The sequence below is a fragment of the Shewanella sp. Choline-02u-19 genome (genome assembly GCF_002836205.1).
In the GTDB taxonomy this organism is placed as follows: Bacteria; Pseudomonadota; Gammaproteobacteria; order Enterobacterales; family Shewanellaceae; genus Shewanella.
In genome coordinates this window covers 3507068-3524616 of the sequence record NZ_PJBE01000013.1, presented here as the reverse complement: position 1 = coordinate 3524616, position 17549 = coordinate 3507068, and the positions used below count along the sequence as shown (strand labels likewise).

The following is a 17549-nucleotide window of genomic DNA, read 5'->3' as shown; positions in this document are numbered from 1 at the left end:
CATGGTTACGCCCACTAACATACTTCCCAATCGCCACTTTGGATCTTGTCGACGGTAGCACGGAGTGCTTGCTCCAATGGTCTGTCTTCGGTGAGCAGTTCAAAATCGGCTTCGACTTGCGCCAACGTCTTAGCCAGTGATGGCGTGATAGAGCTTGGCGCTAGCTCTTGTTGCATGATACGCAACCGAATACCTTGAGACATGGCCAACAAAGCTGCGGCCGCGACTTGTTCTGTAAGTTGTAACACTCGCATACAATCACGCGCCGAAATGGTGCCCATGCTGACTTTATCTTGATTATGGCATTCGGTAGAGCGTGAAAACACACTGGCAGGCATGGTATTTTTTAGTGCTTCAGCAGTCCATGCAGACACGCCAATCTGTACGGCTTTAAAGCCGTGATTGATGGCTTTACGCTTACCCATTGCCGCTGAAAGGTTAGCGGGCAGACCATTATTAAACTTTTGATCCATCACTAACGCCATCTGGCGGTCAATTAAGTCGGCAATGTTGGCCACGGCAATTTTCATCGAGTCCATCGCGAATGCGATATGGCCGCCATAGAAGTGCCCGCCGTGAAGGATATGCTCACCTTCGGCATCCACAATAGGATTATCGTTAGCGCTGTTAAGCTCGGTTTCGATAAACTGGCGCATAAAGGGCAGCGCATCTTGCAGTACACCAATCACATGTGGTGCGCAGCGTATTGAGTATCTGTCTTGCAATCTGTCAGAGTTACGCGGGTGAGTGTGATGATTTAAGTCCTCACGGATCCACGCGGCAATTTGATTTTGACCCGGGTGCGGCTTGGCGGCAAACAGGATCTCATCGAAGTGGTTCGAATTTCCTTTTAACGTCAGTGAGGCCATCGCTGTAATGCGGCTTGATAATCGAGCCATATATTGAGCGCGATCAAAGGCTAAACAAGCCAGTGCTGTCATCACCGCAGTACCATTCATTAGCGCGAGTCCCTCTTTAGGGCGCAGCGTCAACGGGATAATATTCAGTTGTTTATAAACGTCGCTCGTCGGGCGTCGCTCACCTTGATACATGACATCACGCTCACCAATGAGTACGGCCGCAAGGTAAGACAAGGGCGTTAAATCACCACTGGCACCGACGGAACCTTCTTCAGGGATCACCGGAGTAATATTGAGGTTCAGCAGTGTCTCAATGCGTTCGAGTAGTTCAAAGCTGACGCCAGATTTACCATAGGCGAGAGAGCTTAAGCGACAAGCCATTACCGCCCGTGTTTGTGCCACTGATAGAATATCGCCAAGCCCGCAGCCATGAAAACGGGTCAAATGCAGTGGTAACTCATGAACAAGATCGAGGCCGACGGTGACAGTGCAGGAGTCGCCGTAACCCGTGGTAACGCCATAAACCACGCCTTCTTCTTTGAGCAAACTATCGATAAATAATGCACCTTTTTGAATATAGGCTCGGTATTCTTCGGTCTGCTTTAACTGTGCGGTTGCCCCTTTTGAAATTGCTACAACGTCTTCAAGAGACAAACTACGGTAGCCAAACTCAACGGTTTGTTGCTTGATGTTTAGGGAATTAGCGTGGGTCATTTGTGTTGTTGTCCTTTACTGCCTTGAACATTGGTACGTTGGATATTTTCATCCTTGTGCCAAAAATCATAAAAATTAAACCATTGAAGTGGTTGGCGCAGCGCAAAGTATTCAAGGCGCTGGCTAAAATCTTGTACTGCATTGTCGAGTCGTTCAGTTCTGCCTGCTCGTGGGCCTTTCAGGCTGTTAGCAAAATGGCTGAGGTGAACGTGGTAACGACCCTCTTCACGTAAGCAGAACATGGTAAACACTGGACAATCTAATAAGCCTGCAAGGATAAAGGGTCCTTGAGGGAATGGTGCATCTTGACCCAAAAAGGGCTTGTAGATAACACGGCCAGCCGTTTGCGAGGAGGTTCTATCTCCGGCGATAACCACCAATTCACCTTCATCGATTTTTTGCTGTAACAAGATAGAAGTGCTTGGCCCAAGCTCGGTCACTTGAATGAGGTTTAATGCGCTATCTGGGTTGAGTTGCTGCAATACACGGTTAAAGTTTTCGGCGTGCTCGGTTAAGACCATGACATTCACTTTCACTTTGCGCTGGTGGATCGATATTGCGCGGCAAAGCTCTAGATTACCTAGATGGGAAACCAGTAAAACAGCCCCTTTGCCAGTTTCCAGTTGTTCTGTTAAGAGTTGTCTATTGGGAAAGTCGACTTCGGCGAGTTTGATGCGGTCACACCAGGCATCGATGCGGTCAAGCGCTGCATGACCAAAGGCAAAAAAGTGCTTGAGGCTGTCACGCCAGCTGAGTTTGTCATTAAGCAAAGGATGGTTGGGCTGAGTCGCTTTAATTTGGCTTAAAAACTGCTGTGATGCTGATCTGGCCGTGGATCCAGTGGCAAAGAAGTAGCAGATAACGGGGTACATAATGGCACGGCATAACCAGTGACCACCGTAACGATAGCTTTCAGCTATCAATTTAATGCCCCAGTAGCTGCCGCGCTCCTGCATAGTGGACCAGTGTTGGTTTTGTTTACCTTGGCTGAATTTGTTCCACAAGCGCTTAGGTTGCTGCAGTAGCATGCTGAAAAACAGTTTGCTGTGCATGAGAGAGATACGCGCATTATCTTTGAACCCTTGAAAGTGGCTAATGCCATCTTCGGGGTAGATAACACGGGTAGGAATATGAATAACGGGTACGCCTTGCCAATACAGGCGCACTAGCACTTCTATATCAAAGTCCATTCGCTCGCCAAGAGCATGAGTTAGAAACAGTTTTTCAGTCTCGGCTAACGGGTAAACTCTAAAGCCGCACATGGAATCTTGGATATCAAAGCTGAGTGTTTCTATCCAGACCCAAATGTGGGTGAGATAGCGACCGTATAAGCGAGCCTTAGGCACCGATTCATCATATTGAGGTAGCCCAGAGATTAACGCCTCTGGTGCTGATTCTGCACGGGCGATCATCGCCGGAATATCATCTAAATTGTGTTGCCCATCGGCATCAACTTGCAGTGCGTGGCTGAAGCCATCTTGATAAGCGGTGCGCAGTCCCGTCATTACCGCAGCGCCTTTACCACGATTAAAAGGATGGTGCAGCAGCGTTACCCAGGGGTATTTATTGGCCAGCTCGATGAGTAAAAAGCGAGTTTCATCATCACTGCCATCATTGACCAAGTAGCAAGGCAAACCAAGTTCATCAAGTTGCTCAAGCGTATGTGCAATTGCCGTTTGGTGGTTATAGTTTGGAATGACCAAAGCGATGCGCATTAGCCTATGTCCTTATTGGTCTGTTGAATACTCTGAGGGGCCATATTGAAGGCGATTCGGCCAGATGCAAAGCGTTTATCGCCATCGCTATAAGTAAACATAAGCTTAGCTTTAGCGGCATTGTGACTCATGGTCAAATTGACCTGAGTGTTAGGCAGCATGAGTTGTTGAAACTTGAGAACCTCAAGCACGGCAACGTCGCAGGTGTAGCCAAAATGCTGGCTGCCAAGTTTAATCGCCCAATCTAATTGAGTGACTCCTGGCAGCACGGGTTGCTCGGGAAAGTGGCCTTTGAAATACTCAAGTTCAGCAGCAATCTCTAGACGCCAACAAATGGTGTCATCATCTATTGCAGTGCTCAAAATCGTCGGTAGCGTAGATTTAATCATTTACTCTTAAACTTATCGATATCAAATAAAGCCAACATGGTGTTGTGTACGCGTTTTCCCTGAAAATCAAGCGGCAGCTGCTCTGGGTAGCGCCAACGACGTGGCAAGGTAACACGTTCAAACTGGGTTAATAGATGGCGTTTAAGCACGTTGTTGAGTGCCAGTTTGCCATCGGTAGTTAACTGCTCAATACCTTGCTGCGACAGTTCAATCGCTGCCCCTAGCTGTATTCTGGGCTGTTCTAATAAGAGTAGGGCCGCCTTTGTAACGTAAGGATGACTCTCTAAAAGTGACTCCATCTGCACTAATGATAAGCGTTTCTCTTCGACTTTAATGATGCGATCTAAGCGGCCTTGTAGGCTAAACTTACCATCGGCCGCGATGTCGACTTTATCTTCACACCTTAACCAGTGGTCGTTTTCTAAATAGGGTGATTTCAGCTGCAATGCGCCATCGACAGCGTCTTGCTTAATCTCCATTTCGGCAAATGTTTGCCAAGGTTCAGCGGGGGAGTGTTGTTGTCTGTATGCGATCCCCCCCGTCTCTGTACTGCCAAAAACTTCGGTGGGTAGACGACCGTAGCATTGCTTTATTGCCATCGCGGCCTCAAAGCTGAGTGGGCCGCCTGAGCTAAAGACTAAGCTTGGGGCGCGCAACTGCGGCTCATTGTCGAGAGCATCAGGCAAACGAGATAACTGAGCTGGGCTACTCACTAAGCACAAGTTTGGAAATAAGTTGGCGTAGTAGCTAAGCGTTTCAGGATACTCAACTAAATCACTTAAAAATGGACGACTAGCGGCAAGTGGCCACAGAACTTTAAACAGCAAGCCGTAAATATGTTGGTGCGAAACGGTTGCTATGACGCTGCAATGTGGCAGATGCTGAGCAAAAGTATGCTCCAAGATGCTGACTTCAGCATCGAGTTGCCTAATAGATTTGGCGATTCGTTTGGGTTTACCACTGCTACCAGAGGTGAATAATACCAGCTCACCCCATTGGATTGATTGAGGCCATTGCGATGTAGGCAGATTAATATCTTTATCTAAGCGCAGAAATGCTTTGCCTTCACATAGTGGTAAATCGGAAATAACCCCCTCAAATTCATGGGTTAATTCACTCAACGTTCCCGTTTGAGTATTGGCGGGCAGTATAATCTGCTTTCCGGCAAGCAAGCCTGCACAGAGCCCAACAGCAAACATATCGCTACTATCACAGCTCAATAGCCAGCGCTTTTCTTGGGAACGATTGAGCTGCTGGTGCAGATGAGCAACTTGGTTGCTGAAAACCGCACCGGTCACAATATTGTGATGGTTGAAGCTAATTAACTGCTGTGCTGTTGGCCCTTGAGATAACCAAGATTTGAGTAATTCAGTCATGTCTTTTTTAACCACAATGTTCTGTATAACCACTCACCAGCGAGCAGTAATCCAATAAGCAAATAGGCGATTAAGCCGTTATAAAGGGTCCAAGTTTCCAAGCTAGCATAAAGAGCGGTATAGAGTGCAACGCACCCATTGAAAATGAACAATCCACACCAAAGTCGTGTGACCTTATTGAGGTAGCCAGCGGCTTCATCAGGAAGGTCGGGTTGTTTCAATCTCGCAAGTTGCTCAATCATGCTAGGACCACGAACTAAAGAGTAACTAAAGAGCGCTAACATTGTCAGGTTGATCACGACTGGATAGAACAGTAACAGCGCATGCTCTTTAGCGATAAAACTGCCTGCGGTGAGACCAATACCAATTAAAATGGGTAATAATAGTGCTTTTAATTTTTGTTTTTGCAGTAATAAGCGCAACAGCAGTACGGCGCACAGTACCAGTGCAACGGTGCCTACGGGCAAATAGTGCAAGCCGAAATAGACTGCCAACGGATAGGCAAACACCACTAGGCTAGTCACTATTTGCAAAAATAAGCGCATTAGTCTTTAACTAAACCTTGAATTGCATCGACCACATCACCGACGGTGCGCACGGCTTTAAACTCTTCAGGTTTTATTTTTTTACCTGTCATCTGTTGCAGTTTAATCACTAGATCGACAGCATCAATACTGTCCAAATCTAACGCTTCATAAAGTGATGCTGTTAACGTGATATCGTCAGCGTCGACTTCAAAGTCATCGACTAATATACGGGTTAATGCTTCTAAAATTTGTTCACGAGTTTGCATAATGCCTCCTACACTCGTTGTGACTTAACGAAGCTTGCTAAGCTAGCAACGCTGAAAAAATGTAATTTGGTTGCGTCTGAATTAGCTTCAATTTTCACATCAAATTGTTTTTTTATTGCTAAGCCAAGTTCTAGTGCATCAATCGAGTCTAGCCCTAACCCTTCACCAAAAAGTGGTGCTTCAGCATCAATATCATCAATACTGACGTCTTCAAGGTCAAGACTGTCGATGATCAATTGTTTAATTTCGTTTTCTAAGCTCATAAGTATTTATCTAATTGTTGTTTATAATATTCTTCTAGATCACGGGTCATTTGGCGAGCCATCTTAGCATCGCCACCCGCAGTTGCATCATAGCGTAGATAGGGCAGTTTTTCGCCTATTTCAATATGCATGCCGATGGTGCGTCTGGGTAATTGATACCAAGATTCTTGTTTACTAAAGCCAACACAGTTGGTTTTAAGCAATATGGGTAGCAGGTCGCTGCGTGTGCGAATAGTGATGTTGGCAGCACCGCGAGCAAAACTATTGACGCGTTTACCAATGATAGTCCGAGTACCTTCAGGGAAAATAATTAAATTATTGCCTCTATTGAGCACCTCTTTGCAGTCCGCTAATAGGAATTCTGCACCACGATTGGGTATATAACCTGCACTGGATACTACACCACGTAAAAAGGGGTTGCGCCAAATACCTTGTTTGACAATGCAGCTGGTATTGGGCATTAAACTGATCAAGACAACGACGTCGACCAAGGTAGGGTGATTTGAGGTGACAATCATTCCCTTGGCATCCTTGAGTTGTTGCAGGTCGCCATGACTGACCTTAATCAACCCCGTCCAAGTGAGCATGCAGACAAAGCCTTTGAACATGAGGTGAACCGCATGCTGCACTCTTTCTATACGTTGTGTGGGGGTGCCAGGCCAAAATCTGAGGATAGGCAAAATGGTCAATGAACTGAGTAATCCACCAAGGCCAAAAACGATATAGCAAAACGTGCCCCCTACCCATCGTGGCAAGTAAGCGATACCGGTTAGTCGAGGTGCTGGGTGCTTATTCAAAGCTCAAACTCCAATGCGCACCGGAAAAGTTACCTGAAATAGCCTGTTTTAGCGCGATACTAGATAATATATCACCAAAGCTTAATGTCGCAGCTTTGGGGCACAGTTCGCTTAAGTTAATTGTTGCCAAGGCCGCTTGCGGTGAAGTTATTGGCGCGACTAGAAATGCCATTGCAATCGGCCATTCTGGTTCACTCGTAAATGGCTTATAAATATTGGGTACGGTGTCATCGGCATAAGAAAGTAGTACTGGCTCAGGATCATCAACCAGTAGTGCGTATGCTTCAATGAAGGCTTGGGATAGCGTCTCACTGCCGGCAGCAATGGATGTTGATGCTGCTCTGTTTTGACTAATGATGCTAAAGATCCCGCTGGCAGTATTGTGCACTGACTGACTAAAGGCGGTGGGTGATAACGCAGACTTATCGACAATGTCATTAAGTAAGCTAATCGTACGGTTTATCTCTCCATGCTGCGAAGCAAAAATGCTGCGACATTGCGGTGGTGGTTCACATTGAAAAATAGCATCAAGGATAATTTTTGTGAGTTTACTGAGGCGGCGGCGTTGCATTGCAGGCACTTGTGGCAATTTAGGCACAGCCGTCTTCGCAGTAGATACGTCTAATACTGTCTTGGGCCAAGCCTGCCATTCAGCGTTATGCTGATAGTGTGGCGACCATGCGCCCCATGAAAGAATGCTAAACTTCATTGCATTGCCTTACATACGAATATCCGTTCGTAGTGCCTAAGTTCATTGTAAATAATCGCTTGATCCCCTCAAAAGTAAATCAATTCTTAAGGCCTAGCATATACGATATGTCGAAGTAGCCGCTATTGCTTGGTATCACACGAAAGCTTAGTTCAATAGTATAATTATACTGTTGAAATTACGGCATTAGAGCCGCTATTCTACATCATAAGATAGAGATTACAGAAGTGCTTTACGATACGGCTGTAGCGCAAAAGCGCTGAAGACTATTAAAATGTGGCGATAAAGTAAAGGCCCTGTTGGTTCGGGGCCTTTGAATACTTTAATATTTTACTTTAGGAGAGGTTAGTCGAGGTGCTTTTGCAATCGACGTAGTGCTGATTTTACCTTGCGAGCATTTTCAGGTCCCATGCGCACCATGAGTTTCTGAGCATTAGGTAAAGCTTCTAGTTTAGGATCAACAAACTGGTAGTTAACACTCACACCATCGAGTTCTATCGGTTGTTCAATAATCGGCGCATCGAGCATGATGCCAATGGCTTGCTGCATTCTGTCGTTAAACGACGTGCTACTGTAGCCAAGTTCGCTGAAAGCTTCGCTTAAAAGCGGTGTCATCTCTTTGTAAGTTTTAGCTAATTCCTCTTCATTTAAGCTGGCAAGGAAGTCTGCATATAAGTCATATCGGTGGTAACTATCTGGGTCAACATAGGTCTTATTAGCGATGTCTGACACGGTAAAGCCATTATTAGGTGCTTTTAATGGACTGACTTTTCTAGCCAACTCTCCTTGAGCTAAGTTATCAACAAATACCACAAATTGACGCACAACATTGTCTTCAATGAGTAAAGGCTGAATTGCCATGCCGTCTGCAATATCAATCGCTTTCTGATGAACATAAGGATCGCTATCGGCCAGTGTTGGCAATGGCTCTACTGCTGGAACGGGTTCGAGTGTAGGCAACTGCACAGGGACAGGATCCACTATTTCTGGTTCCGGTTCTGGCAGATTAGCATCGGTTTCGAGTGGCTCTTCTGGGATAGGATCGGGAATGACAACCGGCGCAATAATTTGCGGTGCTTCGCTCTTATCATTACCGCTTAAATAGTAATAACCTCCAGCAGAGATCAGTACAACAACGGCAATGGCAATAATCGCTAGGCCATTAGTACCTGAGGACTTTTCCTGAGGTGAAATTCTATCTTCTTGACTGAGTTGCATGTTGATTCCTCTGCTACCGCACGATGATCGTTATAGTGATAAGTATAGCCTTAACCCATTTTGCAAAATAAAACGAGCTTGTCTATAGGTTGAAGCTCTATTAAGAATATTTAATTTTATGGATCAGCAATTAGGCTTGAACAAACTGCTCCCGATCGCCAAGCCAGCGTTGGATAATGGCATCCACACTGTCGGGCGATTGCTGCATGACATATGGGGCAAGCTTCTGTACATGGGGGATTAAGGCTTGATCTCGCATTAAGTCAGCAATCTTCATATCGGCGATGCCAGTTTGCTTGGTGCCGAGCACTTCACCTGGGCCACGGATCTCTAAGTCACGCTGGGCGATCACAAATCCATCGTTACTTTGCCTTAGTACGCCGAGTCTTTTAATGGCGGTGGCTGACAGCGGTGGCTTATACATGAGTACGCAATGACTGGCCACGGCGCCTCGACCGACACGGCCTCTAAGCTGATGCAGTTGTGCTAGACCTAAACGTTCTGGATTTTCAATAATCATCAGACTGGCATTAGGCACGTCAACACCGACTTCAATCACTGTTGTAGCCACAAGTAGATGCAAGTCTCCAGCTTTAAAACTGGCCATAATCTGCTGCTTTTCAGCAGATTTCATTCGGCCATGTATCAGGCCAATATTGAGTTCAGGTAAGGCAATTTTAAGCTCTTGAGCTGTGTCTTCTGCTGCTTGGCACTCTAATGCCTCAGACTCTTCAATAAGCGTGCAGACCCAATAGGTTTGACGGTTATCATTCACCGCCGCTTGGCGCACTCGGTTGATAACTTCCTCTCGACGCTGATCCGATACTGCGACTGTAGTGACCGGTTTACGCCCTGGTGGAAGCTCATCGATGATTGAGGTATCTAAGTCCGCATAAGCGGTCATGGCCAATGTACGTGGAATGGGAGTCGCTGTCATAATGAGCTGGTGCGGATGAAAGCCCTGACTCACTCCTTTTTCTCGTAGGCCTAGGCGCTGATGTACTCCAAATCTATGTTGTTCATCGATGATAATTAATGCGAGCTTATTAAACACCACTTGTTCTTGGAATATAGCGTGGGTGCCAATCACAATATTGGCCGCACCCGATTCGATATCGGCTAACGATTGTATTCTGGCCTTGCCTTTTAGCTTACCGGCTAACCAGCCGACTTTTAACCCTAATGGCTCAAACCAGCTGCTGAAATTAATCATGTGCTGCTCAGCGAGTAACTCTGTTGGCGCCATCATAGCGACTTGGTATCCGCTCTCGATAGCCTGTAATGCGGCGAGTGCGGCCACTAAGGTCTTCCCTGATCCCACATCGCCTTGAACCAGTCGCATCATCGGCTCTGCTTTTTCAAGATCGGTGCTGATATCGACACCGACTCGCTGCTGTGCGCCAGTGGGTTTAAAAGGCAGTGACGCCAGAAATGGATTTAACAGCTGACCTGTTGCCGACATACTCACGGCTTTGTCTCGACGTGTTCGTTGACGTAGGCGTAGCATGCTTAAATTGTGTGCTAACAACTCCTCTTGGATAAGGCGTTGCTGTGCAGGATGTGTCCCTTGCTCAAGATCAAACTGTGAGACTTGATTATTCGGTCGGTGTAGTAACTGTAGTGCTTGTTTGAGCTCCATATGATTGGGTTGCAGATGGGGAGGCAATAGCTCTGGTAGTCCTCCCTCAGCCAGCATCACCAAGGCTTGCTCTGTTAACTTAATCCAACTTGCCTGCTTAAGGCCCTCAGTGGTGGGATACACCGGCGTTAAGGTATCACTTAGCGGCATGTCATCTTCGGCGGAGACTAACTTGTATTCAGGATGAATAATTTCACTAAAATGCTTACCGCGGCGAATTTCACCATAGGCTCGAATCACCGTGCCGGCTTCAAGACCATTCCGCTGAGCTACTGAAAAGTTGAAAAAGCGTAGGGTTAAACTGCCAGTATCATCACGTACAGTACAGGTCAGCATGCGTTTGCGACCTTGGATCACTTGGCTTGACTGGATCACCGCTTCAATGGTGCCATAACTGCCAGGATAGAGTGAAGCAATAGGGTAGATCTGAGTACGATCTTCATAACGCAGCGGCAGATGAAACAACAGATCTTGCACTGTTGTAATATCCAGCTTAGCTAATCTCTCGGCCATCTTTTTGGCGACGCCCTTGAGTTCTGTTATAGGAACAAGATCGAGACTTTGCAAACGGTTAGCACTCAAACACTGTAAATTTATACATATATTATCAGAGATATCATTTTTCGCAAATTAGCGCGTTATTTAACCATTACAACCAACCTTTTTGCTGTGCAATTCTGGCGGCATCAATACGGTTAGTTGCATGTAATTTACTGATAGCCTCAGATAAATAGTTTCTCACAGTACCTTCTGCAATAAATAGTAGCTCGGCTATGTCTGAGGTGGATTTTCCTTCGCTGGCGAGCCTTAATGCGCGGCGCTCTTTGTCATTGAGTGGGTCCATTTCGCCCACGGCCATCATTGCCAGTTCAGGATCGATTATGCGCTTACCTGCCATCACTTGGTTAATCGCTTTGATTAAGGTGTCAGAGGGAGCATCTTTTAATAGAAAGCCCCCTACACCAGATTCTATGGCACGTTTGATATAACCGGCTCTGCCGAAGGTGGTAATGATAACGATCTTAAGTGCTGGCTTATGTTGTTGGCACCAACTGGCGAGTTCGAGCCCGGTACGGCCCGGCATTTCAATATCCGTGAGCAGCAGGTCAAACTCCGTCAGTTTTAACAGTGCTAGGGCTTCGTCTCCATCAGCCGCTTGGGTAATGTCAAAGTCACCGCCTAAAGAGAGTAGCGCTGACAATGCCCCTCTCACCATGGCTTGATCTTCTGCTAACAAAATTCTCATTGGTTTCATCCTTGTGCTGGCAGAGTAATGGTAAATTGGCATTCATCATCCAACTCCCATGCCAATACCCCTTGAAATTTAGCCAGTCGCTCATTGATACCAATGAGTCCATTGCCTTGTTCGATTTTGCTCGGGCAGCCATCATCGGTAATAGCGATCCGCAGTTGAGTTGCCGTTTGCTCAAAGTGCAATTCACATCGGGTGCCCTTGCTATGGCGAACAATATTGCTACAAAGCTCCGTCAGACTCAAAATTAATTGGGTTTCTAATTCGGGCTCAAGCTTGGGGATGTTACCAATCAAACTGACACTTAAGCCCTTGTCTCGTAGTGTTTGACAAAGCTGTGTCACACTGGCGGAAAGGCCCTTGTGTTTATAACCTGAGACAGTTTGCCTTATCTGGCTCAAGCTATCTCTAGCGATGCTATTGAGTTCAGTTAATTGCAGTCGTGCTTGCTCAATATCATTATTGGCGATCAGCTTTTCGGCTAACTCGGCTTTCAAAGATATTGAGGAAAGACTGTGCCCCATAATGTCATGCAGATCGCGAGCAATGCGTTCTCGTTCTAGCATGGTCGCAAGTTGTTGGATCTCCGTTTGGCTTTTTTGTTGCTGACATTTATGCTCCACGCGTTTGCGCTCTGCAACCCCAAACAGCCCTACACCAGCAATGAGGCCTGCACCATAAATGACCCAATAATAATGGTCAAAATTAAGGCTAGCATTCAACAGCGACAGTAATCCCATTAGCCCTAATAGGCTGACAATGGCTGTTCTTAACGGGTAAAAAAAACCGAGAAAGAAGCCGGCAAAGGTAAATAATGATAGCGAGCCAGTATTAATAGGGGTCACTAATACGCCGATAATTATCATGGCTAGAATAGGTCGGTAAGCGTTAGCCGTGGTGGACCGATAAGCCCAAAAATAGCAATAAATGAAGGGCACAAGCGCCATTAAGCTTAGGGTTATTTCCCATGGCTGCATCTCATTGACAAAAATGGGGATAAGGTAAAAAACCAGATTGACGAGATATATCCAAGCCAGTTTGTCTTCTTTTGTTTGAGTTGACGTTGTCATGAAAAATTCCTATTTATACCTAAACGACTTGTTCACCACAAAGTGCTGCTTTAAAAGTGGCTTGAATATAGGAGAGTTAAGTCTAAGATTGCCGCTCTCCATCCATTGCGTTGTAGTGAATTATCGCTGGGCGCTTTGGCTATTTTGTTGCAGTAAAAATCGTGCCCAGTTGTAGTCGCTTTCGACAACTAAGGCTTGCTGCCAATCTGATATCGCGCCATCAACATCACCTAAATTCTGCTTAGCTAATCCTCGCCAAGTGTAGGCTTCAGCGTGTCCCCAGCAAATGTTATCACAAGGAATTGCATAAAACTCAATGGCTTTACTGCTTAAATCAATAGCACCTTGTTTGCTGCCACCGTATATTTCTGGTGTATTAAAGGCGGTGATTGCTTGAACTAATAGTACCCTAGGATTGGTGGGGGCCAGTGCTTTTGCTTGCGCTATCGTAGTGCCAGCTTTGGCACCATATACAGCGCCTTTACTATTATCCAAGCCAATAAGGATGCCATAAATGGATGACAGCAGGGCGAGGTTGTCGGCATTGGCACTAGAGGCCGTTAGTGGTTCTAGTGTGTCTTTTGCTGATTCAAGCGCGGTGATTGCAAGCGCACGTTGGCCAAGAATATTGGCGCTAATAGCAAGTCTATAACCTGCGTATGCTTGTTGATAATCATCGCCTTGCCGAGCAAGTGACTGTAAGGTTTTTACGTCCATGTGGTTAGCTGCTGCATCGATAGCGCTAATACTAGTATTAGTGCTGTCAGCTTGAGCAAATTGGCTAATGATGGCCATTGAAGTTACGAGTAGTAATGATTTCATGTCAATCTCCTTTTGAGCCCTGTATTGGGTACAGGGCTAGTATTGAAGATTATGAGGGAGTTTTGCAGGCACAAAAGTCATAAAAAGTGCATGACAAATGTCATTTAAATCTTTGTGATAACGGCTTTAAGCCTGTGTGATCAAATAGCCTATGTAAGCTAAATAGCCCAACACCAAGATGCTGCCTTCTCTACGACCAATTCGCAGACCGGTATAGGCAAAGGGGAGTAGAAGGGCTGCTAGGCCTATCATGACCAGCCAATCAAGTGGGTTAATGTCGTTGCCAATGATGGGATGGATCACCGCCGTGACACCGAGAATCCCTAAAATATTGAATAGGTTAGAGCCTACGACGTTACCGATCGCAATATCGCTTTGTCCTTTAAGGGCGGCAACGACGGAGGTCACCAATTCTGGCATGCTAGTGCCAATCGCTACGATGGTTAGTCCTATGATGATTTCGCTGATCCCGAAAGACTGCGCTAGTGCCACGGCACCATCGACAAATAATATGCCGCCGCCAACCAACATACTGATACCAATAATGATAAAGACGATAGATAGCCACTGGCTTTGATTATCCGCAGCAACCTCTTCAGAGATTTGTTTGTCGGCAGTCAAATAGCTATAGCTTAAATAGATAATTAGTAGCGTTGAAAGAATGACACCATCAACAAAGCTCAAGCCTCCATCGAGAAGTAGGCCCCAAAATAGCAGTGATGCCGCGATCATAACCGGAATGTCGCGCTTGACCATTTGCGATTCAATCTTTATCGGTCGAATCAGTGCGGTAATGCCTAATATTAGACCGATGTTGGCAATGTTTGAACCAATCACATTGCCTAATGCAATACCGCTATTGCCCGCCACCGCGGATTTAATACTCACCGCTAGCTCGGGTGCACTGGTGCCAAAAGCGACAATGGTTAAGCCGATAATTAACGGCGATAAGCCAAGCCTTAAGGCGATTTTGCTGGCACCTCTGACTAAAGATTCGGCGCCGACGGTCAAAATGATAAACCCGCCGATAATCGACAACCAAATAAACATAATGAACACTACTTATAGATAAGATAAATGGGTGGCTAGGATAGGTTTTTTTCTAAAGAGCACAACAAAAAAAACAGCTAATGGCCATTAAAGATAGTTTATTTAACCAGACCTAGTGGTAATGAGTCTCTGAACCATTGCCTTGCCTAAATTAACGGCTAACCTGATATGAAACGCGCACCAAAAGGTGCGCTGTTGTATGCCAAAAATATCACTATAGACTAGATTTCGTCTTCCCAGCAGATCTTGCCGCCGCGAATACCATCGACCTTTTCGCTGAAACTCTTCTCAAGTATATGACGTTTGATCTTAAGCGTTGGGGTTAACACGTCGTTATCGACATCCCATTTATCGGTGACAACCACAATCGCATCAACCGTTTCGTGAGATTCTAGATGAGGATTAACCGCATCTAAGGTCTTTTTAAGTGACGCCTTAACCTCTTCTCTAGGTTGCAAAGAGGCACCTTCAGATAGTTGTACCAGTGCAATTGGGTGTGGTAGACCTGAACCAATAACGCAAATCATCTCTACGTGAAGATCTTGTGCCAGTTTTCGCTCAATAGGCACTGGCGCAACGTACTTACCTTTAGAGGTTTTAAAGTTATCTTTAACGCGGCCTGTGATGGTGACGTAACCATCGTCATCAATACTCACTAAGTCGCCAGTGTAGAAATAACCCTCTTCGTCAAAACACGCGGCACTTTCTTCGGGCTGCTTATAATAACCTTGCATCAATCCAGGGCTCTTAACCATCAACTCACCGACATCTGTTTGCTTAATGGTGCAACCTTCAACAGCGCGACCCACGGTGCCAATTTTACTGGCATCAAACGGATTGTTAATGATCGAGTAAGCGCAATTTTCAGTCATACCCCAAGCTTCGGAGATATTGAGACCAATTTTGTGGTACCAGCTCACGAGCGAGGGTGGAATTGGCGCAGAACCAGAACCGAGTAAATGGCAATGTTCAAGGCCCAAGCCTGCATGGATTTTACGTTTTACGATACCACTAATAATCGGTATTTTAAGTAACAAGTTGAGCTTGCTGTCGCCAATTTTGTCGATAATGTTTTTTTGGAATAGGCTCCAAAGACGAGGCACTGAGAAGAATACCGTGGGTCTTGCACGCTGGACATCGGCGACAAAGCTATCGAGGCTTTCCACAAAGGCCACGCTGCTACCTGAATAGAATGAAGAGCCTTCCATCGCTACTCGCTCGGTGATGTGTGCTAACGGTAAGTATGAAATTAATCTGTCTTCGCCATCCGTTTTTAGATCACGAACAACTGCGTTACAGGTCCAAGCATAACTGGCAAAAGTTTGAATCGCGCCCTTGGGCTTTCCGGTTGAACCTGAGGTGTAAACCAGCGTCATGATCTGCTCAAGCGTCGGCAGTGGAGCATCGACTAAAGGCTGACCAAGAGTGAGTAGTTTATCCCAGTGATATTGGGCTGGCATGGTGTCGTAAGGCATTGCCATACGTAAAATTTCACCGCCAACGCCAGACTCTTGATCGGCCCAGTAATCCAACTTACCGATGAATATTGCTTTTGATTCACTGTGCTCAAGTGTGTAGCGGATGGTATCGGCATTGGCTGTTGGATAAATAGGTACGCTAATATACCCGCCATGCATCAGGGCGAGATCTGTGATAAACCATTCGGCGCAGTTTTTAGACAGAACGGCAATTTTATCGCCTGGATTAAGCCCTAAATGTTTAAGTGCCCCCGCAATTTGTTGCATTGTCGTTTGTACATCGCGCCAAGTAAAAGTCTTATATTGACCGTCAATAGGCTGCTTTAGATAGACTTGATCGCCTTGCTTTTCGACCCAATGTTCAAGCATCTCAATTGGGGTTTTCATAGATGATTCCATCGCATTTCCATATTGATTATTATTAATTCCAATCCAGTCGGCTGATTACTTTTTGTTTTAATCGTTCGTTTAACAGACTGATGTCGCTAATATTGAGTATGGCGAAAAATGTGATCTATGACAACTTTTTCAAACGCTCGTTACAATTTCGCGCAATGATGCCGTTAAAGCGTGTCTTTGGGTTTAAAAGAGTGGTAGGTAAATCGAGGGACTTTATGGGTAAGAGCTGGCCTGATTGGTCAGCTCTTATTGAACATTTATGAAAGTGGTGTTGTTATGCAGACGGTTCGCGCATTTTTTGCCACCATTGTTCATCAGCCACAATTTGGCCAGTGTCATCAATGCCGGGATAGGCAAGCTTCTTACGGCGGCAGGCTTTGGCGTAGATAGGGTGGCCTTGTTCAAACAGTTTTATTTGGCAATAGGCGTCATCAAGTTTGCGGGTTCCGTACATGCCTGCAGCTTCGCGTTGACGCTGCGCTTCATACACAATCAGTGCGCCAGCCACCGAGACATTGAGTGATTGCACCATGCCTATCATTGGAATAATAATATGCTGATCTGCTGCTGCAATGCCTGCTGCACTCACGCCATCGCGCTCATTACCTAAAATAATGGCCGTTGGACGAGTGTAATCTATTTCGCGAAAGTCGACGGCGGTCGGAGAAAAAGTGGTCGCTAAAATCTGCATATCTTGCCGACGAAACTCCTCTACTGCATGGCCCATCGTATGATGAACTTGTGTTTTAACCCATTGCTGACTACCTGATGCCGTATTGCCCGAGACACGCATCTCCAGCTCAGCCCAGACCGCATGAACCTCATGGATCCCAACAGCGTCGGCGCTACGGATCACTGCTGCAATGTTATTGCTTTTATGCACAGTGTCTAAGCAAAGGGTGAGATCAGGTTGGCGATTATCTAGCATCTGGTTGATACGGGCGAAACGTTCAGGACTCATGGTGTTCTTCTTAAATGTTATCAATAAAAAAGGGCGCCGAAGCG

The 17549-nt window shown here is 46.0% G+C and carries 16 protein-coding genes and 1 pseudogene; all 17 read right to left on the bottom strand.

All coding sequences use genetic code 11. The annotated features are described in order from the left end of the window. Positions 1-14: 14 nt before the first annotated feature. The 17 genes and pseudogenes from CXF83_RS22140 to trmH all read right to left on the bottom strand — a co-directional run bounded on the left by CXF83_RS22140 (position 15) and on the right by trmH (position 17505). Positions 15-1574 (bottom strand): HAL/PAL/TAL family ammonia-lyase, encoded by a 1560-nt coding sequence (locus tag CXF83_RS22140; protein ID WP_101089492.1) that lies wholly within the window; start codon positions 1572-1574, stop codon positions 15-17. Beyond that, positions 1571-3289 (bottom strand): glycosyltransferase family 2 protein, encoded by a 1719-nt coding sequence (locus CXF83_RS22135; RefSeq protein ID WP_101089491.1) that lies wholly within the window; start codon positions 3287-3289, stop codon positions 1571-1573. The genes CXF83_RS22140 and CXF83_RS22135 overlap by 4 nt, the downstream gene beginning before the upstream one ends. Next, a complete protein-coding gene (locus CXF83_RS22130) occupies positions 3289-3678 on the bottom strand; it encodes an ApeI family dehydratase (protein ID WP_101089490.1) in 390 nt (129 codons plus the stop codon). The genes CXF83_RS22135 and CXF83_RS22130 overlap by 1 nt, the downstream gene beginning before the upstream one ends. Further along, positions 3675-5054 carry an AMP-binding protein gene (locus CXF83_RS22125; protein WP_101089505.1) on the bottom strand — a complete coding sequence of 460 codons (1380 nt, stop codon included), beginning with the start codon at positions 5052-5054 and terminating at the stop codon, positions 3675-3677. The genes CXF83_RS22130 and CXF83_RS22125 overlap by 4 nt, the downstream gene beginning before the upstream one ends. Continuing rightward, positions 5051-5599 (bottom strand): hypothetical protein, encoded by a 549-nt coding sequence (locus CXF83_RS22120; RefSeq protein WP_101089489.1) that lies wholly within the window; start codon positions 5597-5599, stop codon positions 5051-5053. Before CXF83_RS22120 ends, CXF83_RS22125 begins: the two co-directional genes overlap by 4 nt. After that, positions 5599-5847 (bottom strand): acyl carrier protein, encoded by a 249-nt coding sequence (locus CXF83_RS22115; RefSeq protein WP_101089488.1) that lies wholly within the window; start codon positions 5845-5847, stop codon positions 5599-5601. Before CXF83_RS22115 ends, CXF83_RS22120 begins: the two co-directional genes overlap by 1 nt. 8 nt (positions 5848-5855) lie before the next feature. Then, positions 5856-6110 carry a phosphopantetheine-binding protein gene (locus CXF83_RS22110; protein WP_101089487.1) on the bottom strand — a complete coding sequence of 85 codons (255 nt, stop codon included), beginning with the start codon at positions 6108-6110 and terminating at the stop codon, positions 5856-5858. Further along, positions 6088-6907: pseudogene (locus tag CXF83_RS22105) on the bottom strand (lysophospholipid acyltransferase family protein). The gene CXF83_RS22110 and the pseudogene CXF83_RS22105 overlap by 23 nt, the downstream one beginning before the upstream one ends. After that, positions 6900-7616 (bottom strand): beta-ketoacyl synthase chain length factor, encoded by a 717-nt coding sequence (locus CXF83_RS22100; protein WP_101089485.1) that lies wholly within the window; start codon positions 7614-7616, stop codon positions 6900-6902. The pseudogene CXF83_RS22105 and the gene CXF83_RS22100 overlap by 8 nt, the downstream one beginning before the upstream one ends. Before the next feature lie 345 nt (positions 7617-7961). Continuing rightward, complete coding sequence (locus CXF83_RS22095) at positions 7962-8834, bottom strand: DUF3014 domain-containing protein (protein WP_101089484.1); 873 nt, start codon at positions 8832-8834, stop codon at positions 7962-7964. 130 nt (positions 8835-8964) lie between these two features. Continuing rightward, a complete protein-coding gene (recG, locus tag CXF83_RS22090) occupies positions 8965-11040 on the bottom strand; it encodes an ATP-dependent DNA helicase RecG (RefSeq protein ID WP_101089504.1) in 2076 nt (691 codons plus the stop codon). A gap of 82 nt (positions 11041-11122) precedes the next feature. Further along, complete coding sequence (locus tag CXF83_RS22085) at positions 11123-11719, bottom strand: response regulator transcription factor (protein ID WP_101089483.1); 597 nt, start codon at positions 11717-11719, stop codon at positions 11123-11125. Between the two features lie 5 nt (positions 11720-11724). Further along, complete coding sequence (locus CXF83_RS22080) at positions 11725-12795, bottom strand: sensor histidine kinase (protein WP_101089482.1); 1071 nt, start codon at positions 12793-12795, stop codon at positions 11725-11727. A gap of 120 nt (positions 12796-12915) precedes the next feature. Then, positions 12916-13617: a hypothetical protein gene (locus CXF83_RS22075; RefSeq protein ID WP_101089481.1), complete on the bottom strand. Its 702-nt coding sequence runs from the start codon at positions 13615-13617 to the stop codon at positions 12916-12918. A 126-nt stretch (positions 13618-13743) separates the two neighbouring features. Then, positions 13744-14667, bottom strand: a complete 924-nt coding sequence (locus CXF83_RS22070) for a calcium/sodium antiporter (protein ID WP_101089480.1) — start codon at positions 14665-14667, stop codon at positions 13744-13746. Between the two features lie 221 nt (positions 14668-14888). Continuing rightward, positions 14889-16544 (bottom strand): AMP-binding protein, encoded by a 1656-nt coding sequence (locus tag CXF83_RS22065; protein WP_101089479.1) that lies wholly within the window; start codon positions 16542-16544, stop codon positions 14889-14891. A 274-nt stretch (positions 16545-16818) separates the two neighbouring features. Then, positions 16819-17505, bottom strand: coding sequence for a tRNA (guanosine(18)-2'-O)-methyltransferase TrmH (trmH, locus tag CXF83_RS22060; protein WP_101089478.1), 687 nt, complete (start codon positions 17503-17505; stop codon positions 16819-16821). Positions 17506-17549 lie beyond the last annotated feature (44 nt).